Below are 22730 nucleotides of genomic sequence, written 5' to 3'. Positions count from 1 at the left end.
GGGGCCGATGGCCGTGACCGCGTCCGCGATCACGGCCATCGGCTAAGCCGAGCGGGCTGCCCGCCTGCTCGCCGAGCGGGCTACTCGCCGGACGGGCTGTCCTCCGTCTGTCCGGCGAGTTCTACGTGAGCGGTCGCGCCCCGGCCCTCCAGCTCCAGGACCCACACCTCGTTGGCGCCCTCGCGGAGCACGGGACCTGGGACGTACAGCGACTCCTGCGGGCCTTCGGCCGGCCAGTAGCGGCCGAGGCAGAAACCGTTCACCCAGACGAAGCCCCGGGCCCAGGAGGGCAGCGAGAGCTGGGCGTCGCCCGGGCCGCGCACCTCGAAGGCCGCGCGGTAGAGGCCGCGGGTGTCGGCGGGGGACGGTGAGCCCTCCGCTTCGTCGGTGGTCTCGGGCGCGGTGGCTTCGGTGAGGGCGCGGTACGGGAGCGCGGCCACCGCCCCCGCGTCGTCGAACGCGTCGAGGCGCAGCCCCTGGGACCGTACGCCGTGCACAAACTGGAGTTCGTGCAGGATCCCGCCCGTGATCCCCTTCGACTCACCCAGCCGCGGCCCGTAGTTGACGCGGCCGAGCGACTCGACCCACACCTCGACGCTCGCCGGACCGGCCACCGGTTCCGCCAGGACGAGATCCGCGTGGGCGCTCTCGATGCCCGAGGCGCCGCCGCGGATCGCGGCCCGCGCACCGTCCACGTACACCGCGGCCAGATCCCGCACCCCGGACAGCGACAGCCGCAGGGGGCGCCGCGGGCCCGGGATGTCCACGCGGTGGCGGACGAGCCCGCGATCGACGTCCAGCTCCTCGAAGGTCGGCGGGAGGGCCGTCACCGACTCGGGCCCGCCGAGGGCCGTCACGACCTCGTCCAGCGGCACCCACCCGGCGCACTCCGCCCGTACGGGAGCCGCCAGGACGGGCCACGGCGCCGGTACGGCCGGCAGCGGACCCTCCTGGAACTCCGCGAACACCTCGCGCATCCGCCAGAACTTCTCCGTCGGCCGGCCCGCCTCGTCGATCGGCGCGTCGTAGTCGTACGAGGTGACGTCCGGCTCCAGCTCGCCCCCGTTCAGCTCGCCGCTCCGATTGGCGCCCGCCCAGCCCGCGAAGTTCGTCCCGCCGTGCGCCATGTACACATTGACCGAGGCGCCGGGCGCCGACTCCAGGACCTCGCGCAGCGCCGCCGCCGCGTCCGCCGGATCCCGTACGACATGCTTCCCGCCCCAGCGGTCGAACCAGCCGCACCAGAACTCCATGCACATCAGCGGCCCGCCGGAGCGGTGCCGGCGCAGCGTTTCGAAGGCGGTGCGCGCGTCCGAGCCGAAGTTGACCGTCGCGAGCAGCCCCGGAATCAGGCCACCGCTGAGCATCTGGTCCTCGGGACCGTCCGAGGTGAACAACGGCACCGTGATGCCGCACTCCCGAGTCAGCTCTGTCAGCCGCGCGAGATAAACCTCGTCGGAGCCGTAACTTCCGTACTCGTTCTCGACCTGCACCATGACGACCGGTCCGCCGCGGTCGATCTGGCGCTCCGCGACCTGGGGCAGCAGCCGGTGGTACCAGCGCTCCAACGCCCCCAGGAACTCCGGATCCCGGGTCCGCACCCGTGCGCCGAGCGGCCCGGTCAGCCAGTGCGGCAGCCCGCCGTTCTCCCACTCCGCGCAGATGTACGGGCCCGGCCGTACGATCGCCCACAGCCCGGCCGCGTGCGCGGCGTCCAGGAAGCGGCCCAGTGCCTCCACTTCGTGGAGGCGGCCGGGCGCGGGTTCGTGCAGATTCCACGGGACATAGGTCTCCACACAGTTCAGGCCCAGGGCGCGCAGCATCGCGAGCCGGTGACCCCACTGCTCCTCATGGACCCGGAAGTAGTGCAGAGCCCCCGACAGCAGCCGTACGGGCCGGCCGTCCACCAGGAACTCCTCTTCACCAACGCTGAACTCGGGCATGATCGCCCACTCCCTCTCCTCGGCGACCTCTTCGTCGCCGCGCTTGTCGTGCTTGCCGCGCTTGCTTCGCCTGTCGCGCTCGTCGTTCTCGCCGTACTCGGCTTCGCCTTAATGGCCACCTTTCCCGTTGGCGAACGCCGGGTCCATGGACAAAGATCGCCTCTGATTGGACGCAACAGACGGCCAGACGGCCAGACGGCCAGACGGCCGGGCGGACGGACGACGGGCGGGCGGGCGGGGTGGGGCGGATGCGGCACATCTGGATGCGGTACTTCACACCGAGCCCGGTCCACCACCGGCTGGGCCTCGTCTGCCTCGGCGTGGGCCTCCAGCACGGTGCCCTGCCGACGGTCGAACCCCGCACCCTCGACCACCATGTGGCCGTCGTCATCAGCAGCGGCAACGGATGGTTCCGCGCCGCCGACGGGCGGCGCGTCGCCGTCACCGCGCCCGCGCTGCTCTGGCTCACCCCCGGCGTCACCCACCACTACGGCCCCGACCGGCACCACGGCTGGGACGAGAGCTTCGTCGCGTTCACCGGACCGGCCACCGCCACCTACACCGAACTCGGCTACATCGAACCCGACCGGCCCGTCGTCCCCCTCGACGACCCGGCCGACGCCCGGGCCGTCGTCGCCCGCATCGCCCGCGCGGCCCGCCGGGGCAACCCGCTGCTGGAGGTCGAGACGGGCGCCGCCGTACACGAACTGCTCGTCGCCCTGCGCCGGGCCCGCACCGGTACGGGCGCCGCGACCGACCCCGTACTCCAGGCGCTGGCCCGCGACGCCTGCGCGCCGCTCACCGTCGCCGACCACGCGGCCCGCCAGGGCATGACACCCGCCGCCCTGCGCACGGCCGTACGGAGCGCCGCCGGATGCACGCCGAAGGACTACCTCCTCGGCATCCGCCTCGGCCGCGCCAAAGAACTCCTCGCCGCCACCGAACTCCCCGTCGCCGCCGTCGCCCGCCGCGTCGGCTACGACGACCCCGCCTACTTCTCCCGGCTGTTCACCCGGCGCGTCGGCCTCGCGCCCGTACGCTTCCGGGAACAGGAGAGCCGCTCGGCCCCGGCACCACCACGGCGGGATCCCGCATCCTGATCACCCACCCACGGCCCGTCCACGCTCCGTCTAAGCTGCCGGACCATGACCACGAGTGACCCCGGCCCCGGCCCCAGCCCCGCAGCCAGTGACGACCGCCCCGGCATCGACGACTCCGTACAGGCCGAGCTGAACCGTCTGCGCGGATCCATCGACAACATCGACGCGGCCGTCGTCCACATGCTCGCCGAGCGCTTCAAATGCACTCAGCAGGTCGGCATCCTCAAGGCCGAGCACCAGCTCCCCCCGGCCGACCCGTCCCGCGAGGCCCGCCAGATCACCCGCCTGCGCGAACTGGCCGAGAACGCCCGCCTGGACCCCGCCTTCGCCGAGAAGCTCCTCAACTTCATCATCGCCGAGGTCATCCGCCACCACGAGACGATCGCGGACGGAGCACGGGCCGAAGAGGGCTGACCGTACGGGTAGGCCGCCCGGCCGGGCACAGGTGGTGTTTGGGCGGTACGCGGGACGGGGCTCGGGCGGCACGCTCCGTGATCGGCGCAACGTACACCGGCCGTTTCCGTCCAAGCGCCTGCGCGCCCCTGACTTCGCTCCGCTCAGAGCGAAGAGATCCCCGATGCGGCCCCCGTCGCCGATCGGGCAGCATGGGGCACATGTCCGTACTGACGCGCGACGAAGCGCAGGCCCGAGCCAAGTTCCTCGATGTCCACCGCTACACGATCAGCCTCGACCTCACCACCGGCGAGGACACCTTCGACTCCCGCACCGCCATCCGCTTCACCGCGCGCGCGGCCGGGGACACCTTCGTCGAGCTGAAGCCCGCCGCGCTGCGCTCCGTCACCCTCGACGGACAGCCTCTGGACCCCGCGGGACTCGTCGAGAACCGTATCGCGCTGACCGGACTCGCCGCGGGCGAACACGAACTGCGCGTCGACGCGAGCATGGCCTACTCCCGTACCGGCGAGGGCATGCACCGCTTCACCGACCCCGCCGACGGCGAGACATACGTCTACACCCAGCTCTTCATGGACGACGTCCAGCGCGTCTTCGCCGCATTCGACCAGCCCGACCTCAAATCCGTCTTCGAGCTGACCGTCACCGCCCCCGAGGAGTGGACCGTCCTCGGCAACGGAATCGCGGAACGGACCACCGGCGCGACGGCCGACAGCGCGACAGCCGAGGGCGCGACAGTCGACAGCGGGGCGGCCGGGAGCGGTATGGCCGGCACGCGCTGGACCATCGCCCCCACCCCGCTCATCTCCACCTACCTCGTCGCCGTCGCCGCCGGCCCCTGGCACTCCCTCCGCACCGAACACGCCGGGCTCCCCTTCGGTATCCACTGCCGCCGCTCCCTCGCCCCCCACCTCGACGCCGACGCCGACGAGATCCTCGACATCACCCGCTCCTGTTACGACCGCTACCACGAGAAGTTCGAGGAGCCCTACCCCTTCGACTCCTACGACCAGGCGTTCGTCCCCGAGTTCAACGCCGGTGCCATGGAGAACCCCGGACTCGTCACCTTCCGCGACGAATTCGTCTACCGCTCCGCCGTCACCGACACCGAACGCCAGACCCGCGCCATGGTCATCGCCCACGAGATGGCCCATATGTGGTTCGGCGACCTCGTCACCCTCACCTGGTGGGACGACATCTGGCTCAACGAGTCCTTCGCCGAGTACATGGGCTACCAGACCCTCACCGAAGCCACCCGCTTCACCGACACCTGGGTCGACTTCGCCATCGGACGTAAATCCTGGGGGTACGACGCCGACCAGCGCCCCTCCACCCACCCCGTCGCCCCCGACCCCGACGCCGTGCCCGACACCGCCTCCGCGCTGCTCAACTTCGACGGCATCTCCTACGCCAAGGGCGCCTCCGCACTGCGCCAGCTCGTCGCCTGGCTCGGCGAGAAGGACTTCCTCGCCGGTATCAACAACCACTTCGCCCGGCACAAGTTCGCCAACGCCACCCTCGCCGACTTCATCGACTCCCTCGCCCGCGCCACCGACCGCGACGTACACGCCTGGGCCGCCCAGTGGCTCCGTACCACCGGCGTCGACACCCTCACCCCCCGTATCACCGAAACCCCGGCCGACACCGACACCGGACCCGCCTGGACCCTCGACGTCGTCCGGGACGGCAGCCGCCCGCACCACCTCACCGTCGGTACCTACGACACCGACCCCGCCGACCCCGGCCGGCTCGTCGCCCGCGACCAGCTCGCCCTCGATCTGCCGGCCTCCGACGGGCCCCGTACCCACCCCGGCAGCCGCCCCGCGCTCGTCGTCGTCAACGACGGCGACCTCACGTACGCCAAGGTCCGGCTCGACACCCAGTCCTGGGACACCGCACTCCACAGCCTCTCCGGCATCCCCGAACCGCTCACCCGCGCCGTCATCTGGAACTCCGCCCGCGACATGGTGCGCGACGCCGAACTCGCCCCCACCGCCTACCTCGACGCCGCCCGCGCCCATCTGCCGTACGAAACCGACCTCGCCGTCGTCCAAGGCGTCCTCGCCTTCGCCGCGACCCAGATCGCGGACCGCTATCTCACCCCCGAGGACCGGCCCGCCGCGCTCACCACCCTCAGCGACCTCACCCGTGACCTCCTGCGCCGCACCGAGGACGGCGACAACCCCGGACTCCGCCTCACCGCCGTACGCCACACCATCGACGCGGCCACCCGCCCCGGCCCCCTCCACGACTGGCTCGACTCCGGCAGCGTCCCCGGCGGCCCCGAACTCGACCCCGAGCTGCGCTGGCGCGTCCTCACCCGGCTCGCCGTCCTCGGCGCCACCGACACCGCCGCCATCGACGCCGAACTCGACCGCGACCCCAGCGCCACCGGCCAGGAAGGCGCCGCCCGCTGCCGCGCCGCCCTGCCCGACGCCGACGCCAAGGCGCAGGCATGGGCACGGCTCTTCCACACCGACGACCTCTCCAACTACCTCTTCGCCGCCACCGCCCAAGGCTTCTGGCAGCCAGAACAGACCGACCTCGTCAGCGCCTACGTCCCCCGCTACTACCCCGAAGCCGTCGCCCTCGCCGCCCGCCGCGGCCCCGCCATCGCCGACGCAGCCGGACGCTACGCCTTCCCCCGGCACGCCGTCGACGAGGAAGCACTGCGCCTCGGCCAGGAGTGCCTCGACACCGCGGAGATGATCCCGGCGCTCCGCCGCAAGCTCGTCGACCAGCTGGACGATCTGCGCCGGGTGTCGCGCGTACGGGGCTGAACCGGCCGGACAGCACACCGACGACAGCCCGTTCGTGAGCCGGCCCGACACCCCGGCCCACGAACGGGAGAAACGTGCGCGCGGCGGCACCACCGCCGCGCGCACCACCGCCACACACCGCCACGCCCCCCCGACACCCACATCCACACCCACGTCCAGCGCCCGGTACCGGCGCAATCCGGCCGACCTCACCGCCCGCCCCGCCACCCCATTACCCCGTTCGGGTGTGGCTCGTTGTGCTCATCGGCACCACCACCGACCCCGGGCACCCCGGGCGCCCGACTCGTGGAAGGCAGCAACCGCCGATGACCGCCCAGCCCCGCCACCTCGACCGCCCGCACGACCTGGTCGGCATCGGCATCGGCCCGTTCAACCTCTCCCTCGCCGCCCTCGCCGACGGCATCACCCGCACCGGCGGCCAACCGCTCGCCGCCACCTTCTACGACCAGAACCCCGCCTTCCACTGGCACCCCGGACTCCTCCTCGACGGCGCCACCCTCCAAGTACCCTTCCTCGCCGACCTGGTCACCCTCGCCGACCCCGCCAGCCCCTGGACCTTCCTCAGCTACCTCAAGACCCGCGACCGGCTCTTCCCCTTCTACTTCGCCGAGCGCTTCCACATCCAGCGCGCCGAGTACGACGCCTACTGCCGCTGGGTCAGCCGGCAACTCCCCACCCTCCACTTCGGCCACCAGGTCGACGCCGTCCGCTGGAACCCCGAACGCGACCTGTTCGAGGTCGACTTCACCCAGCTTGACCCGGACGGCGAAGCCGAAGCCCTCGGCCGTACCCACACCCGCAACATCGCCCTCGGTATCGGCACCGAACCCTATGTACCCGACCCCCTCAAACCCCTCACGGAAGCCCCCACCGTCCCCGTCATCCACTCCGCCGACTACCTCCACCACCGCGAACGGCTGCTCACCGCCGGCCACATCACCGTCATCGGCTCAGGACAGTCCGGCGCCGAGATCTTCCTCGACCTGCTCCGCGCCCGCCCCGCCGGCGCCGAGAAGCTCCACTGGCTCGCCCGCACCGAAGCCTTCGCCCCCATGGAGTACTCCAAGCTCGGCCTGGAACAGTTCACCCCCGACTACACCCGCTACTTCCACGCCCTGTCCGAACCCGAACGCGACGACCTCGTCCCCCGCCAATGGCAGCTCCACAAAGGCATCGGCCCCGAAACCATCGCCGCCATCCACGACGAGCTGTACCGACGCACCCTCCACGGCGGCTGGCCCGACGCCGTCCTCACCCCCGGCGTCTCCGTCCGCACCGCCGGCCGTATCGCCACCACCAAGATCGAACTCCATCTGGAACACCGCAGACAAGCCACCCGCAGCCGCCTCACCACCGACGCCGTCATCCTCGCCACCGGCTACCGCGAACGCCCGCTCGACCGCATCCTCGCCGGACTCGACCCCTATATGCGCCGCGACAGCTCCACCCGTCCCCGCATCGACGCCCACCACCGGCTTCTGCTCGACCCCAGCGTCACCGGCTCCGTCTACGTACAGAACGCCGAGCGCCACACCCACGGCGTCGGCGCCCCCGATCTCGGTCTCGCCGCCTGGCGCAGCGCCACCATCCTCAACCACCTCACCGGCACCGAGCCCTACCCCCTGCCCCGGCGCACCGCCTTCACCACCTTCGGCCTCACCACACAGCACCAGGCCCGCCCGGTACCCGCACCGAGGGGCCTGGTCCCACTCACCGAAGTCCGCTGAACGGCCACCGGCCCTCAGGCCGACGACCGCACCGGTCTCAGAAGACCGGCGTACCGTCCCGCGTCAGCTTCCAGTCCACCGACGCGAACACCGACGGATCCACCGTCCCCGCGGCCTTCACCCAACCGATGATCGTGTTCCGGATCTCATCCGAATTCGCCCACAACTGCCGCGCCGCCGCGATCCCCGGGAAATTCCCGCCGCCACTCGCCCGGTAGTTGTTCACCGCCAGCACAAACTGCGCCGCCGGATCCAGATTCTTCCCCTCGAACCGCAGATTCACGATCCGCGACCCCACCGGCTGCGCGATATCGATCTCATACGTCAGCCCCGACACCACGTCATAGTTGTAGTCCGGCGTCCCGTCCGCGTTCGTCAGCTTCGCCGTGTCCACCGCCGCACCCGCGGCCGTCCGCACGTAATACTTCGCCGAATACTCCAGATACGCCTTGAGCTGCGCCCCCGTCATCAACCGCGCCTCAAGGGTGTTCTCGAACGGATACAGCCCCGCCGCGTCCTTGATCGTCACCTCGCCGGCCGGGATCCGCGCCGTACGCGAGAAGCACGACGCCTGCGACAGCACCGGCAGCGCCGCCCACTCGCCGCCCGCCAGCGCCGCCCGTACCGTCTCCGCCTGCACATGATTGATGAGATCGATGATCGGCTCGTCCTTCCACGGCGCGTCCACCGTGGACATCACCGCCGTCGACGTACCGATCACCTGATTGACGTACGCCACGACCTTGCGGTGCTCATCACCGAGCAGCCCCGTGATCTTCTTGTCCTCGGCGACCGTGTTCGAGTTCAGAACCTTCGACGTGACCCGCTCAACCGTCCAGCCACCCCGCTCCCACACCAGCTCGAAGTCGAACAGCGTCAGCCGCTGACCCCACTTCAGCGGCTCGGACAGCACCACGTCCTTGCCGGTCTTCTTGTTGACCACCCGGCGCTCGGGAATCTCCACATGCGCATGGCCCACCAGGATCGCGTCGATCCCCGGCACCTGCTCCGCCACCAGCCCCGCCGCGTTCTCCACGTACGGCAGCTGGTCACCGTACGACGAGGAACCGTCCGACCCCGAGTGCGCCGAAATGATCACCACATCGGCGCCCATGGAACGCAGCTTCGGCACCCACTTCGCCGCCTGCTCCTCCAGCCCCGGGAATGTCATCTTCCCCTGGACATGCGCCTTGTCCCAGATCGCGATCCCCGGATTGGTCAGACCCAGGATCGCCACCTTCACCTCGCGGCCGAACGGCGCCCGCACCTTCTTGATCACATACGGCGCGAAAGCCGGCTTCAGCGTCTTCGCGTCCAGCGCGTTCGCGCCGAGCAGCGGAAAACGGCACTGCTCCTCGAACTTCCGCAGCACCGGAATACCGTAATTGAACTCATGATTTCCCAGCGCCGCCGCGTCATAACCGATCGCGTTCATCGCCTGCGCCATCGGATGCACCGGACCACGCTTCGCCGTGATCGGGTCCACCTTGGCGTAGTAGTACGACAGCTGCGTACCCTGGATCGTGTCGCCCGCGTCGATCAGCAGCGTGTTCTGCCGGCCCTTCTCCTTACGGACCTGATTGACCAGCGTGGAGATCTTCGCCAGACCGATGTCGTTGTGGGCCGCGTCGTCGAACTCCTTGTCCGTGAAGTAGTCCCAGTTGAAGACGTTGCCGTGCAGATCGGTCGTCCCCATCACCGTGAACGAGTACCGCTTCCCCGGACCCCCATGACCGGCTCCCGCGCCACCCTTGCCGCCGCCGGCCGCCTGGGCGGGCGTCACACCTCCCACCAGCGCCACCCCGGCCCCGGCGGCGGCCGAGGTCCCCAGGAACGTCCTTCGATTCAGCGGCATTTCTTCTCCCTAGTGATCCATCGCAAGACCATCGCGCGACCGATCCATCGCACAACGCGCGTAGATTCTGGCCCAGACCGCCCCCATGGCAACACCCCCACAGGGTTTCGATCAGATGACCGCCAACCATCACGACCCGTTGTCGTACCCAAGTGCGACAGTGTCCCTACACAGCGTCCACACCCAGGAGTCGCCGCTCATGACCACCGACCCCCTCACCGACACCACCCCGGCCCCCGCCGCCCCCTACGGCACACCCGAAACCCCGCGCGTCGCCGTCCGGGGCGAGGCGGAACTCGAAGTCGACCCCGAACTCGCCCGTATCTCCGTGACCGTCGGCGCCCGCGGCACCGACCGCCGCGCCGCCCTCGACGACCTCACCCGCCGCAACACCCATGTCATCACCCTCATCAAGACCTACGGTGACACCATCGAAAAACTCGAAACGGGCGCCTTCTCCATCACCCCCGAACTCACCCGGCACGGCCGGGGCGAACGCGTCCGCGCGTACCACGGCCGGGTCCATCTCACCGTCGAACTCACGGACTTCACCATCCTCGGCGAACTCACCACCCGCCTCGCCGACCTCGAACTCACCGCCGTCGAAGGCCCCTGGTGGTCCCTGCGCCCCAACTCGCCCGCCCACGCCTCCGCGCGCCGGCAGGCCGTACACGAAGCCGTCCAGCGCGCCCGCGAATACGCCGAAGCCCTCGACGCCCGGCTCGCCGCCCTTGTCGAACTCGCCGACCTCGGCGCCGAGAACACCATCGGCTACGGCATGGCCGCCCCCGCCGGCATGCGTAGCCGCGCCGCCTTCGGAGCCGCCGAATCATCCGACGCCGCGCCCCCGCTCGACCTCGAACCGCAACGTCAAAGGGTCTACGCCCAGGTCAACGCACGTTTTACCATGACCCCGCCAAATTTGAACGGCTGACCGTCCTGGATACCGTCCATGAATCGCACCGGAAATGCTCAAAAGAGCGACCCCGCGCACAATTCGACGTTTGTCAATAACCCTTCACCCAAAGGTGGTTGAGTAGTCATGCGGGGCCAATTCGCTACCCACCGGTAAGCTCTAGGCTCGATATATGCGCCGAGCAAAGATCGTCTGTACCCTGGGCCCCGCCACCGACTCGTACGACCAGATCAAAGCCCTGGTCGAAGCCGGAATGGATGTCGCCCGCTTCAACCTCAGCCACGGCACCTACGCCGAGCACGAGGAGCGCTACCACCGCGTACGCAAAGCCGCGGACGAAACCGGCCGCAGCGTCGGCATCCTCGCCGACCTCCAAGGCCCCAAGATCCGCCTCGGCCGCTTCCGCGAAGGCCCCGTACTCCTCGAACGCGGCGACGAGTTCACCATCACCGTCGAACCCCACGACGGCGACCGCCACACCTGCTCCACCACCTACGAAGGACTCGCCGCCGATGTCACCACCGGCGAGCGCGTCCTCGTCGACGACGGCAAGGTCACCCTCGAAGTGACCTCCGTCGACGGACCCCGCGTCCGCACCCTCGTCATCGAGGGCGGCATGGTCTCCGACCACAAGGGACTCAACCTCCCCGGCGTCTCCGTCTCCGTCCCCGCCCTCTCCGAGAAGGACATCGACGACCTCCGCTGGGCCCTGCGCATCGGCGCCGATGTCATCGCCCTCTCCTTCGTGCGCAGCGGCGCCGACATCAACGACGTCCACCGCGTCATGGACGAGGAGCAGCGCCGGCTGCCCGTCATCGCCAAGATCGAGAAACCCCAGGCCGTCGAGAACATCGACGACATCGTGGCCGCCTTCGACGGCATCATGGTCGCCCGCGGTGACCTCGGCGTCGAAATGCCCCTCGAACAGGTCCCGATCGTCCAGAAGCGCGCCATCAAGCTCGCCAAGCGCAACGCCAAGCCGGTCATCGTCGCCACCCAGATGCTCGACTCGATGATCGAGAACTCCCGCCCCACCCGCGCCGAGGCGTCCGACGTCGCCAACGCCGTGATCGACGGTACGGACGCGGTGATGCTCTCCGGCGAGACCAGTGTCGGCAAGTACCCCATCGACACCGTCAAGACGATGAGCCGGATCGTCGAGGCCGCCGAGGAGGACATCCTCGCCAAGGGCCTGCCCCCGCTCACCGACCGCAACAAGCCCCGCACCCAGGGCGGCGCGGTGGCCCGCGCGGCGGCCGAGATGGGCGACTTCCTGGGCGCGAAGTTCCTCGTCGCGTTCACCCAGTCCGGCGACACGGTCAAGCGCCTCTCGCGCTACCGCTCCCCGATCCCCCTCCTCGCCTTCACCCCCGACCCGGCGACCCGCGCCCAGCTCACCCTGACCTGGGGCGTGGAAGCGTTCCTCGGCCCGCACGTCGACTCCACCGACGCGATGGTCGACCAGGTCGACGAGCAGCTCCTGAGGATCGGCCGCTGCGCGAAGGGCGACATCGTCATCATCACGGCGGGCTCCCCGCCGGGGGTCGCGGGCTCCACGAACCTGGTGCGGGTGCATCACATCGGCGAGGACGACAGTCCGCAGTAGTCAGTGCCCGGGGCCGATGGCCATCACGGGTTCTTACCCAACCTTGGAATCCAAGGAAAGTGCCCCAGGTGGGATTCGAACCCACACTGTCCGCTGTTTGAGAGCGGCCTCTCTAACCAGTTGGAGTACTGGGGCCTCGGAAAGCAAGGGGAAAGGGTCCCCCGCTCAGGCTTACTTTACCGCAGCTCGGTAGGCTCATGGGGAGCAGCACCCTGCCCGGAACAAGGAGCCCCCGTGACCGCCCCCGAGTCGCCCCAGCCCGTAGACGATGACGACAAGTCGCACGTCCCGCCGCTGACGACGCGAGTCGTCATCGCAGAGGACGAGGCGTTGATCCGCCTCGATCTCAAAGAGATGCTTGAGGAAGAGGGCTACTCCGTCGTCGGTGAGGCCGGTGACGGTGAGCGGGCCGTGGAGCTGGCGCGGGAGCACCGGCCCGACCTGGTCATTCTCGATGTGAAGATGCCGGTCCTGGACGGGATCTCCGCGGCCGAGAAGATCGCGGCGGAGTCCATCGCGCCCGTGCTCATGCTCACCGCGTTCTCGCAGCGCGATCTCGTGGAGCGGGCGCGGGACGCCGGGGCGATGGCGTATCTGGTGAAGCCGTTCAGCAAGAGCGATGTGGTGCCGGCCATCGAGATGGCCGTGTCGCGCTTCGCGGAGCTGCGGACGCTGGAGAAGGAGGTCGCGGATCTGTCGCAGCGGCTGGAGACCCGGAAGCTGGTGGACCGGGCGAAGTCGGTGCTCCAGACGCAGTACGGGCTGACGGAGCCGGCCGCGTTCCGGTGGATCCAGAAGACGTCGATGGACCGGCGGATGTCGATGCAGCAGGTTGCCGAGGCGGTCATCGAGGACGCGGCGGAGAAGAAGAACGGCAAGGCCGGCGGTCAGTAGCGCCGTACGGCGGATGTACGACGAGGCCCGGTGCACCGCTTGCGCGCGGTGCACCGGGCCTCTGTCGTTCGCGGGGTCGGGCCTGGCGTCAGTCCTCGCCCAGGTACGCCTTGCGTACGGACTCGTCGTGCAGCAGGTCCTGGCCCGTGCCGGAGAGGACGATCTTGCCGATCTCCATGACATGGCCCTGATCGGCGAGGGACAGGGCGGCCTGCGCGTTCTGCTCGACGAGCAGGATCGTGGTGCCCTGGGCCTTCAGCTCGATGATGGTCTGCATGATCTTCTGCATCATGATCGGGGAGAGCCCCATGGAGGGCTCGTCGAGCATGAGCAGCTTGGGCTGGGACATCAGGGCGCGGCCCATCGCGAGCATCTGCTGCTCACCGCCGGAGAGCGTGCCCGCCGCCTGCTTCCGGCGCTCTCCCAGGATCGGGAAGAGGTCGTAGGCGCGCTGGATGTCCTTCTCGATGCCGGGCTTGTCGGTCCGCAGGAACGCTCCGAGCTGGAGGTTCTCGGTGATCGTGAGACGGGGGAAGATATGCCGGCCCTCGGGGGAGTGGGCCAGGCCGAGTGCCACGATCTTGTGGGCCGGTACGGCGCCGAGCGGCTGTCCGTCGAAGGAGATCCGGCCCGCCGCGGGCTTGAGGAGCCCGGAGAGGGTGCGCAGGGTGGTCGTCTTGCCGGCGCCGTTGGTGCCGATCAGGGTGACGATCTGGCCGGCTTCGACGCTGAAGGAGATGCCCTTGACGGCCTCGATCTTGCCGTAGGCGACCTTGAGGTCCTCGACCTCCAGGAGCGCGGTCACTTGGAGTCTCCTTCCGAACCGGTGGTGCCGGTGGTGCTGGTGGTGCCCGTATCGCCTTCGGCGCTGTCGGCCGGCGCGTCGGGCGCGTCGGCCGCGGCCGACGTGGCCGCTTCGGCGGCTTCGGCCGATTCCGCCGCTGCCGCGCTGGCGGATGCCTCCGCCGCGTTCACCTCGGCGGCTTCCTCGGCTCCCGGGGCGCCCTCGAAGGGCGTACCGAGGTAGGCCGCGACCACGCGTTCGTCGCCCTGGACGGTGGCGGGGCTGCCCTCGACGAGGACTTCGCCCTGCACGAGACAGGCGACGCGGTCGCAGAGGTTGAAGATGAACCGCATGTCGTGCTCGATGACGAGGACGGCGATGCCCTGGTCGCGGATGGCGAAGATCAGCTCTTCCGCGGCCCGGGTCTCCTGCGGGTTCATGCCCGCGGTGGGCTCGTCGAGGAGCAGCAGGCCGGGTTCGCTGGCGAGGGCGCGGGCGATTTCGAGCTTGCGCTGTTCGCCGTACGGAAGGTTCCGTGCGAGGTGGTCGCGCTTGGCGGCGAGGCCGGTGAACTCAAGCAGCTCCATGGCGCGTTCTTCGGAGGCGCGTTCGGCCCGCTTGAAGCTGGGGAGGCGCAGGAGCGCGGACCAGAGTCCTTCTTTGGTGCGGGTGTGGCGGCCGACGAGGACGTTTTCCAGGACGGTCATGTTGGCGAAGAGCCGGATGTTCTGGAAGGTACGGGCGATGCCGGCCTGGGTGACGAGGTGGGATTTGTGCGGGAGCACCTTTCCTTTGTAGGAGACGGTGCCCTCGGTGGGGATGTAGAGGCCGGTGAGGCAGTTGAAGAAGGTGGTCTTGCCGGCGCCGTTGGGGCCGATGAGGCCGACGATCTCGCCGCTGTTGACGGTGAGTTCGACGTCGCGTACGGCGGTGAGGCCACCGAAGCGCATGGTGACGCCGGAGGCGTGGAGCACGGTCTCGCCGGGTGCGGCGGGGGTCCGGGTGGTGGGGCTGATGGTGTCGGTGGTCATGTCGTTCACACCCCCGCCTTGCTGAGGCTGGTATCGCCCTTGGGCGGGCTTCCGGGGCCGGGTTGGTCGGCGCTGTGGAATTCGAGCTGCTTCCTGCGGTCGGCGATGAGCCCTTCGGGGCGGAATCGCATGAGCAGGACGAGCGCCACGCCGAAGAGGAGCAGCTGGTAGTCGGACATGAACTGGAGTTTGGCCGGGATGAGGTAGAGGAGCGAGGCGCCGATGAGGGGCCCGCTGACGGTGCCCATACCGCCGAGGATGACGGCGGCGAGGAGGAAGGCCGAGTTCGGGGGGACCGCTTCGACGAACTTGAACTCGGTGGGGGTCACGGTGGTGGTGACGTGCGCCTGTACGGTGCCGGCCATGCCGGCGAGGGTGGCGCCGAGGGCGAAGGCCAGGAGCTTGAGCCGGAAGGCGTTGATGCCCATGGCGCGCGCGGCGGTCTCGTCCTCGCGGATGGCGACCCAGGCGCGGCCGATCCGGGACTGGTCGGAGCGGCGGAAGACGGTGACCACGATGATGGTGAAGACCAGCATCAGGAGGTAGTAGTTGGAGAACTTGCCGAGTTCGACGCCGAGGATGGTGTGGGATTCCCCGAGGTTGAAGCCGAAGATCTCCAGTTCGGGGATGTTGGGAATGCCGTTGGGGCCGTTGGTGACGTTGGGGCCCGAGACGCCGTCCATGTTCTGCACGGCGAGGCGGAAGATCTCACCGAAGCCGAGGGTGACGATGGCGAGGTAGTCGCCGTGGAGGCGCAGAGTCGGTGCGCCGATGACGATGCCGAAGATGAGCGAGGCGGCGGCACCGGCGAGTACGGCTGCCCAGAAGGGGAGCTGGATGCCGATGGTGGAGGAGGGGGATCCGGATACGAGGGCGGCGGTGTAGGCGCCGACGCCGAGGAAGGCGACGTATCCGAGGTCGAGAAGGCCGGCGAGGCCGACGACCACGTTGAGGCCGAGTGCCACCGTGGCGAAGATGAGGATGTTGGTACCGATGGTGGCGTAGGCGTCGTTCGTCTGGGTGAACGGGAAGGTGAAGGCGGCGACGAAGGCCGCGGTCACGGTGACGTTCTTGTGCTTGGCGGTGTAGCTCGCGAGGCGGTGGTTGAGGCCGGTGCGGGCGAGCGCGGTGGCGCCGAAGCAGACGAGGAGCATGAAGCCGATGAACAGCTCGGCGTACTCGGTGTCGATGCCGTACGTGAAGACGAAGAGCCCCAGGCCGAAGGCGATCGCGATGATCACGATCTCGGCCCAGGACGGCAGGGGCGCGGCGGGTTCGGGGGTGGGCGCCTTGAAGGTGTGGGTGAAGCGCTTCCAGGGGGTGGTCCGGTCGCCTTCGAGGGGGGTGTCGGCGGGAAGGCCGAGGGCGGCGACGAGGGTGGCCAGGGAGGCCAGAGCCGCGATCCAGCCGCCGGGTTCGAGGTTGGCGAGTCCGCCGAGGTTGACCGCGATCGCGATGACCGCGTACCAGGTGGTGGCGAAGGTGCCGAGGGCGAGCAGGAGTACGGGGCTGTGCTTGCCGCCGGGGGTGAGCCAGGTGAGGCCGCGGACGCCGTGGGCGGAGAGGGTGATGAGGAGGGTGAGGAGCGCTCCGGTGAGCGTGAGTACCTGGAGCCCGCCGGGGTAGCCATTGACGGTGAGGTCGCCGGGGAATTCGGCGGTCCAGGTCCAGGCGAGGAAGGTGCTCGCGAGGGTGAGGAGGGCGCCGGCGGCGGTCGCCGTACGGGCGGCGGCGGGAGGCAGCGGGATGATGCCGGTGGCCGGTCGCGGGGCGACGGGCGCGGTGGTCTGTTCGGTGGTGGTCATGTCGTCACGCCCTGTCCGCTACTCGTTGGCCGAGCAACCCCTGGGGCCGCAGCAGGAGGACGAGGATGAGGAGGACGAAGGCCCATACGTCCTTCCAGGCTCCGCCGCCGAGCTGGGACATGCCGGGGATGTTCTCTATGTAGGCGGTGGCCATGGCTTCGGCGACGCCGAGGACGAGGCCGCCGATCATGGCGCCGTAGATATTGCCGATGCCGCCGAGCACGGCGGCGGTGAACGCCTTGAGTCCGGCGATGAAGCCCATGCGGAAGTCGACGTTGCCGTAGCGCAGGCCGTGGGCGACGGCGGCGATGGCGGCGAAGGCGGCGCCGATGGCGAAGGCGGTGACGATGATGCGGTCGGTGTTGATGCCCATGAGCTTGGCGGTGTCGGGGTCCTGCGAGGTGGCCTGCATGGCGCGGCCGGTGCGGGTCTTGGAGACGAAGACGCCGAGGGCGATCATGCAGATGGGGGCGGCGGCGAGAAGGAAGAGGTCGCCGCGGCCGATGGTGAAGGCGCCGAGGTCAATGCGGCCGCCTTCGAATTCGGGGAAGGGGCGTGCCTTCTTGGCGTTGGGGTAGAACGCCCAGATGGCTTGCTGGAGTGCGATGGAGAGGCCGATCGCGGTGATGAGCGGGGCCAGCCGGGGTGCGCCGCGCAGGGGCCGGTACGCGAAGCGTTCCGCGCCCATGGCGACGAGCACGGAGCAGGCCATGGCCATGAGGATCATGACCGGGAGCGCGACGAACAGGCTGGTGCCGGACGGCAGGATGAGGAATGCGGTCAGCGCTCCGAAGCCGCCGATCATGAATATCTCGCCGTGGGCGAAGTTGATGAGCTGGACTATGCCATAGACCATCGTGTAACCGATTGCGATGAGTCCGTACAGCGCGCCGAGTAGCAGGCCGTTGGCAAGTTGCTGCGGCAGATCGTTCACCGCGGGGCCTCCGTTGTGGGTGTCGTCAGATATACGGCCGCGCGGGGGGCGCTGTGGCGCCCCCCGCGCGGTCATGGGTGTACAGGTGTGTACGGGGTGGTGCGGGCGGGCCGGATCAGCCCTTGAACTCGCCTACCTCGACGGCGACGTGCTTGCCGTTCTTGACCTCGTAGAGGGAGAGCTGCTTGTTGGTGGTGTCACCGAACTCGTCGAAGCCGACCTTGCCGGAGACGCCGTCGAAGCTGACGTTCTGCATGGCCTCGACGACCTGGCCGCGGGCTTCCTTGTTGGCCGGGAGCTTGCCGTCGTTCTTCTCGACCACGGCCTTGATGGCCTGGATGACGGCCCAGGTGGAGTCATAGGCGTAGCCGCCGTACGCCTCGTAGGCGTCCTTGTAGCCGGCGGCCTCGTAGTCGGCGATGAACTTCTTCGCCGTGTCGAGGGTCTCCAGCGGGGCGCCGACGGAGCTGGCGAGGTCGCCTTCGGCGTTCTTCTTGGCGAGGTTGATGTACTCGGCGCTGAAGAGCGCGTCGCCGCCGACGGTGGGGATCTTGGCGCCGGCGTTCTTGATCTGGCTGGCGAGGGGGCCGCCGGCGGGGTACTCGCCGCCGTAGTAGACGAAGTCGGCCTTCTGGGCGGCGACCTTGCTGGCGACCGCGGCGAAGTCCTTGTCCTCGGGGTTGATGTGGTCGGTGCCGACCACGGTGCCGCCGAGCTTCTTGAACTCCTTGGTGAAGGTGGCCGCGAGGCCGGCTCCGTAGGTCTTCTTGTCGTCGATGACGTAGACCTTCTTGAGCTTCTTCTTGTTGTACATGTACTGCGCGGCGAACGGGCCCTGGACGGCGTCCGTCGTGGCGGTACGGAAGTACGTCTTGAAGTCGCGCTTCTTGGTGCCGCTCTCCCACGCCTGGCCCTGGGTGAGGGAGGGGTTGGTGGTGGCGGGAGAGACGACGACGAGGCCGGCGCTCTCGAAGACGGCCTGCATCGACTGGCCGACGCTGGAGTTCAGGGGGCCGACGACGCCGAGAACCTTGTCGTTGCCGACGAACTTGGTGGCGTTCTGCTGGCCGGTGGCCGCCTGGGCTACGTCGTCGAGGGCCTCCAGCTTGAAGGTCACCCCGGGGACTTCTTTGTTCTTGTTGGCGTTCTTGATGGCGAGGTCGGCCGAGTTCTTGATGCCCTGGCCGAGCGCGGAGAGGTCGCCGGACAGTGGTGCGTCGAGGCCGATGACGACGGTGGTGTCGCCGCCGCCGCTGCTGCCGCCGTCGCTGTCGTCGCGGGAGCCGCAGGCCGAGAGCGTAAGCGCTCCTGCGGTGACCGCGGTGGTGATGATGAACAAGGAACGGTGACGCACGAACTGTCCTTTCCCCGGGCACGGCGTCCCTGACTGGGACGCCGGGTCGCGCCGGAACCGGACGGGAGAGGGTCCGGTGGCGCGGTGACTGGGCGTGACTCTAAGCGGAGTCTCAGGGAGTGGGGAGCGGTGGGGACATGATGTGACTGTCTTGTTATGCCAGGGTCAACGGAGAGCGGCCACCGGGGGCCGGATGTGGCATTTCTTCGCTTTCCGAATTGACCGCATGCTGAGAACCCGCAGTTCCGCTAAGGGACTTGAGGGTTTTTGGTACTGACGTGGCCAAACGGGCAGGCTGAAGTGTCAAAGCGGGCAGCCTGCGTGACTGTGTGCTCGACGTCCGGATTTCCGTTCACGTCGATGTTACGTAGAGTGACCTCTGGCGTGATGTGGGAGGTGTGGTGTGGGGCCGGGGCCGCCCTGCCCGGACCGGTTCTTTGGGGGCACGCTAGGTGGAATGTCCGGCGCGGACAAGAGGGCGGCCCGACGCCGTTGGCGCCGGGCCCGTTTCTTGAGGTTTGTTTGAGGTTTGTACGGTTCCGGGCGGGCCGCTACTTCTCCGCGCCGGGGGCGTCGCGCAGCAGGCAGGTGAGCCGGGCGGTGCAGACCCGCCTGTCCTGCTCGTCGGTGATGACGATCTCGTAGGTGGTGGTGGATCGGCCCAGGTGGATGGGGGTGGCGACCCCCGTGACCAGGCCGCTGCGAGCACTGCGGTGGTGGGTGCAGTTGAGGTCCACGCCCACGGCGATCTTGCCGATGCCGCCGTGGAGCATCGCGCCGATGGAGCCGAGCGTCTCGGCGAGGACGGCGGAGGCGCCGCCGTGCAGCAGTCCGTAGGGCTGGGTGTTGCCCTCGACGGGCAGGGTCGCGACGACGCGGTCCACGGCCGCCTCGACGACCCGCATGCCCATACGGGTGCCGAGGTGGCCGGCGGAGAAGAGGGCGACGAGATCGATGCCGTGCGCGGCGTACTCGTCGATGATCTCCTGCGGGAACTTGACGGTGGACTGCTCACCCATGGGTCCGGCTCCGTTGTGTGGTCGCGAGTGTGTCGTGTACACCGTCCTGCTTATCAGATGGCTGAGCGAACGCTTAGCTTTTTTCCCTCGGCCTCTTCTCTCAGCTTTCTTCCCCGTCCGGTGTCCCGCGCTCGCCCGGTTCGAAGCGGACGACGACGGACTTGCTCGCGGGGGTGTTGCTGGTGTCGGCCGTGGCACCGAGCGGGACGAGCACATTGGTCTCGGGGTAGTACGCGGCGGCGCAGCCGCGCGCCGTGGGGTAGTGGACGACCCGGAAGCCGGGCGCGCGCCGCTCGACGCCGTCCTTCCACTCGCTGACGAGATCCGTGTACGAGCCGTCGGCGAGGCCGAGTTCGGCGGCGTCCCGGGCGTTGACGAGGACGATCCGCCGGCCGCCCTTGATGCCCCGGTAGCGGTCGTCGAGGCCGTAGATCGTGGTGTTGTACTGGTCGTGCGAGCGCAGGGTCTGGAGCAGCAGCCGGCCCGCGGGGAGCGCCGGGAACTCGACGGCCGCGGCCGTGAAGTTGGCCTTGCCAGTGGCGGTGGGGAAGCGGCGTTCGTCGCGGGGAGCGTGCGGAAGGGCGAAGCCGCCGGGGCGCGCCACGCGGGCGTTGAAGTCCTCGAAGCCGGGGATGACGCGGGCGATCCGGTCGCGGATGGTGGCGTAGTCCTTCTCGAAGTCCTCCCAGGGGGTGCGGGAGGCGGGTCCGAGGGTGGCGCGGGCGAGCCGGGCGACGATGGCGGGTTCGGAGAGGAGATGGGGACTCGCCGGCGGCAGGTTGCCCCGGGAGACGTGCACCATGCCCATCGAGTCCTCGACGGTGACGACCTGCCGGCCGCCCTTCTGGACGTCCTTGTCGGTACGGCCGAGGGTGGGCAGGATGAGGGCGCGGGTGCCGGTCACGGCGTGCGAGCGGTTGAGTTTGGTGGAGACGTGCACGGTGAGGCGGGCGCGGCGCATGGCGGCCTCGGTGACGTCGGTGTCCGGTGTGGCGGCGACGAAGTTGCCGCCCATGGCGAAGAAGACCTTGGCCCGGCCGTCGCGGAGCGCTTCGATGGACCGTACGACGTCATAGCCGTGGTGGCGCGGTGAGGTGATGCCGAACTCGCGGTCGAGGGCGTCGAGGAACGCGGGCGCGGGCCGCTCGAAGATGCCCATGGTGCGGTCGCCCTGGACGTTGGAGTGTCCGCGCACGGGGCAGACGCCGGCGCCGGGGCGGCCGATGTTGCCGCGCAGGAGCAGGAAGTTGACGACCTCGCGGATGGTCGGCACGGAGTGCTTGTGCTGGGTGAGGCCCATGGCCCAGCAGACGATGGTGCGCCGGGAGGCGAGGACCAGGGCGAGGGCCTGCTCGATGTCGGCGCGCTCCAGGCCGGTGGCGGCGAGGGTCTCGTCCCAGTCGGCGGCGCGGGCGGCGGCGGCGAATTCCTCGTAGCCGTGGGTGTGTTCGGCGATGAAGGTCTCGTCGACGGCGCCGGGAGTCTCCAGGACGAGCCGGTTGAGCAGCCGGAAGAGGGCCTGGTCGCCGCCGATCCGTATCTGGAGGAAGAGGTCGTTGAGCGCGGTGCCCTTCAGCATGCCCTGCGGGGTCTGGGGGTTCTTGAAGCGCTCCATGCCGGCTTCGGGCAGGGGGTTGACCGAGATGATCTTCGCGCCGGCGCCCTTGGCCTTCTCCAGTGCGGAGAGCATCCGGGGGTGGTTGGTGCCGGGGTTCTGTCCGGCGACGATGATCAGATCGGCCTGGTGGATGTCTTCGAGGGAGACGCTGCCCTTGCCGATGCCTATGGTCTCCGAGAGCGCGGAGCCGGACGACTCGTGGCACATGTTGGAGCAGTCGGGGAGGTTGTTCGTGCCGAACTCGCGGGCGAAGAGCTGGAGCAGGAACGCCGCTTCGTTGCTGGTGCGGCCGGAGGTGTAGAAGAGGGCCTCGTCGGGGGAGGCGAGGGCGGTCAGCTCCTCGGCGATGATCGCGAAGGCGCGGTCCCAGCCGATCGGTTCGTAGTGATCGCTCCCGGTGCCGTCGGGGCCGCGGTCCAGCAGCATCGGCTGGGTGATACGGCCCTGCTGGCCGAGCCAGTAGCCGCTGCGGGTGGCGAGGTCGGAGACGGGGTGCGCGGCGAAGAACGCCGGGGTGACCCGGCGCAGGGTGGCTTCCTCGGCGACGGCCTTGGCGCCGTTCTCGCAGAATTCCGCGGTGTGCCGGTGGTCGCCCTCGGGCCAGGCGCAGCCGGGGCAGTCGAAGCCGTTCTTCTGGTTCACCTTGAGCAGGGTGCTCGCGGTGCGCCGCAGGCCCATCTGGCGCTGGGCGATCTGGAGGGTGTGGACGATGGCGGGGATTCCCGCGGCGGCGTGCTGCGGGGCGGTGACCTCGGGTGCGTCCTGGACGGGATCTCCGGTGGGGGGCTTGGTCGCCATCGCGTTCTCCTTCGGGCCTGGGGTGTTTCCCGCGCGTTGTCGAATTCGCGTACGTATTCGATCCTGTCACGTGCCTGTGACATTCGGGGGCCGGGCGGGGTCGGGCCGGGGTGCGGCTGCCGGCCGGTCGGGATTGTCAGTGGGGCGTGGCA

General features: G+C 69.3%; 15 protein-coding genes, 1 tRNA gene and 1 pseudogene. 7 read left to right on the top strand and 10 right to left on the bottom strand.

Annotated features, from left to right (window positions below):
- Positions 1–80 precede the first annotated feature (80 nt).
- Positions 81–1943, bottom strand: a complete 1863-nt coding sequence (locus DVK44_RS05990) for a glycoside hydrolase family 35 protein (protein ID WP_114658682.1) — start codon at positions 1941–1943, stop codon at positions 81–83.
- A 248-nt stretch (positions 1944–2191) separates the two neighbouring features.
- Between DVK44_RS05990 and DVK44_RS05980 the strand changes: the two are divergent.
- From DVK44_RS05980 to DVK44_RS05965, 4 genes and pseudogenes are all read left to right on the top strand, one after another.
- Positions 2192–3077 (top strand): annotated as a pseudogene (locus DVK44_RS05980) (AraC family transcriptional regulator).
- A gap of 11 nt (positions 3078–3088) precedes the next feature.
- On the top strand, positions 3089–3457 hold the full coding sequence (locus tag DVK44_RS05975) for a chorismate mutase (protein WP_114658679.1): 369 nt from the start codon (positions 3089–3091) through the stop codon (positions 3455–3457).
- Between the two features lie 200 nt (positions 3458–3657).
- A complete protein-coding gene (gene pepN, locus DVK44_RS05970) occupies positions 3658–6237 on the top strand; it encodes an aminopeptidase N (RefSeq protein WP_114664930.1) in 2580 nt (859 codons plus the stop codon).
- Positions 6238–6542: 305 nt separating this feature from the next.
- The gene (locus tag DVK44_RS05965; protein WP_114658678.1) at positions 6543–7964 is read left to right on the top strand and encodes a lysine N(6)-hydroxylase/L-ornithine N(5)-oxygenase family protein; all 1422 of its coding nucleotides are present in this window, start codon (positions 6543–6545) and stop codon (positions 7962–7964) included.
- Between the two features lie 37 nt (positions 7965–8001).
- Here the strand turns inward: DVK44_RS05965 and DVK44_RS05960 are convergent, their stop codons facing one another.
- Entirely contained in the window at positions 8002–9819 is a 1818-nt protein-coding gene (locus DVK44_RS05960; protein ID WP_114658677.1) for a bifunctional metallophosphatase/5'-nucleotidase, read from the bottom strand.
- A 199-nt stretch (positions 9820–10018) separates the two neighbouring features.
- Here DVK44_RS05960 and DVK44_RS05955 point away from each other — a divergent pair, with 199 nt between their 5' ends.
- Entirely contained in the window at positions 10019–10753 is a 735-nt protein-coding gene (locus tag DVK44_RS05955; RefSeq protein ID WP_114658676.1) for an SIMPL domain-containing protein, read from the top strand.
- A 154-nt stretch (positions 10754–10907) separates the two neighbouring features.
- Positions 10908–12341 carry a pyruvate kinase gene (pyk, locus tag DVK44_RS05950; protein ID WP_114658675.1) on the top strand — a complete coding sequence of 478 codons (1434 nt, stop codon included), beginning with the start codon at positions 10908–10910 and terminating at the stop codon, positions 12339–12341.
- Positions 12342–12401: 60 nt separating this feature from the next.
- Here the strand turns inward: pyk and DVK44_RS05945 are convergent.
- Positions 12402–12476: transfer RNA gene (locus DVK44_RS05945), tRNA-Leu, on the bottom strand.
- 99 nt (positions 12477–12575) lie between these two features.
- On the opposite strand from DVK44_RS05945, the gene DVK44_RS05940 reads away from it, so the two are divergent.
- A complete protein-coding gene (locus DVK44_RS05940) occupies positions 12576–13235 on the top strand; it encodes an ANTAR domain-containing response regulator (protein WP_114658674.1) in 660 nt (219 codons plus the stop codon).
- 88 nt (positions 13236–13323) lie between these two features.
- Here DVK44_RS05940 and DVK44_RS05935 read toward each other — a convergent pair whose 3' ends face one another.
- From DVK44_RS05935 to DVK44_RS05905, 7 genes are all read right to left on the bottom strand, one after another.
- Positions 13324–14040 (bottom strand): ABC transporter ATP-binding protein, encoded by a 717-nt coding sequence (locus DVK44_RS05935; RefSeq protein ID WP_114658673.1) that lies wholly within the window; start codon positions 14038–14040, stop codon positions 13324–13326.
- Entirely contained in the window at positions 14037–15050 is a 1014-nt protein-coding gene (locus DVK44_RS05930) for an ABC transporter ATP-binding protein (protein ID WP_114664929.1), read from the bottom strand. Before DVK44_RS05930 ends, DVK44_RS05935 begins: the two co-directional genes overlap by 4 nt.
- A gap of 5 nt (positions 15051–15055) precedes the next feature.
- Positions 15056–16855, bottom strand: coding sequence for a branched-chain amino acid ABC transporter permease (locus tag DVK44_RS05925; RefSeq protein ID WP_114658672.1), 1800 nt, complete (start codon positions 16853–16855; stop codon positions 15056–15058).
- Between the two features lie 4 nt (positions 16856–16859).
- Positions 16860–17789 (bottom strand): branched-chain amino acid ABC transporter permease, encoded by a 930-nt coding sequence (locus DVK44_RS05920; protein WP_114658671.1) that lies wholly within the window; start codon positions 17787–17789, stop codon positions 16860–16862.
- Between the two features lie 115 nt (positions 17790–17904).
- Positions 17905–19143 (bottom strand): branched-chain amino acid ABC transporter substrate-binding protein, encoded by a 1239-nt coding sequence (locus DVK44_RS05915; protein WP_114658670.1) that lies wholly within the window; start codon positions 19141–19143, stop codon positions 17905–17907.
- Positions 19144–19694: 551 nt separating this feature from the next.
- On the bottom strand, positions 19695–20162 hold the full coding sequence (locus DVK44_RS05910; RefSeq protein WP_114658669.1) for a hotdog fold thioesterase: 468 nt from the start codon (positions 20160–20162) through the stop codon (positions 19695–19697).
- A 100-nt stretch (positions 20163–20262) separates the two neighbouring features.
- Entirely contained in the window at positions 20263–22578 is a 2316-nt protein-coding gene (locus DVK44_RS05905; protein WP_114658668.1) for an FdhF/YdeP family oxidoreductase, read from the bottom strand.
- Between the last annotated feature and the right edge of the window lie 152 nt (positions 22579–22730).

Source organism: Streptomyces paludis (assembly GCF_003344965.1).
Classification (GTDB): Bacteria; Actinomycetota; Actinomycetes; order Streptomycetales; family Streptomycetaceae; genus Streptomyces; species Streptomyces paludis.
Note: the sequence above shows the minus strand (reverse complement) of the source record. Positions and strands in the feature narration are given on the sequence as shown.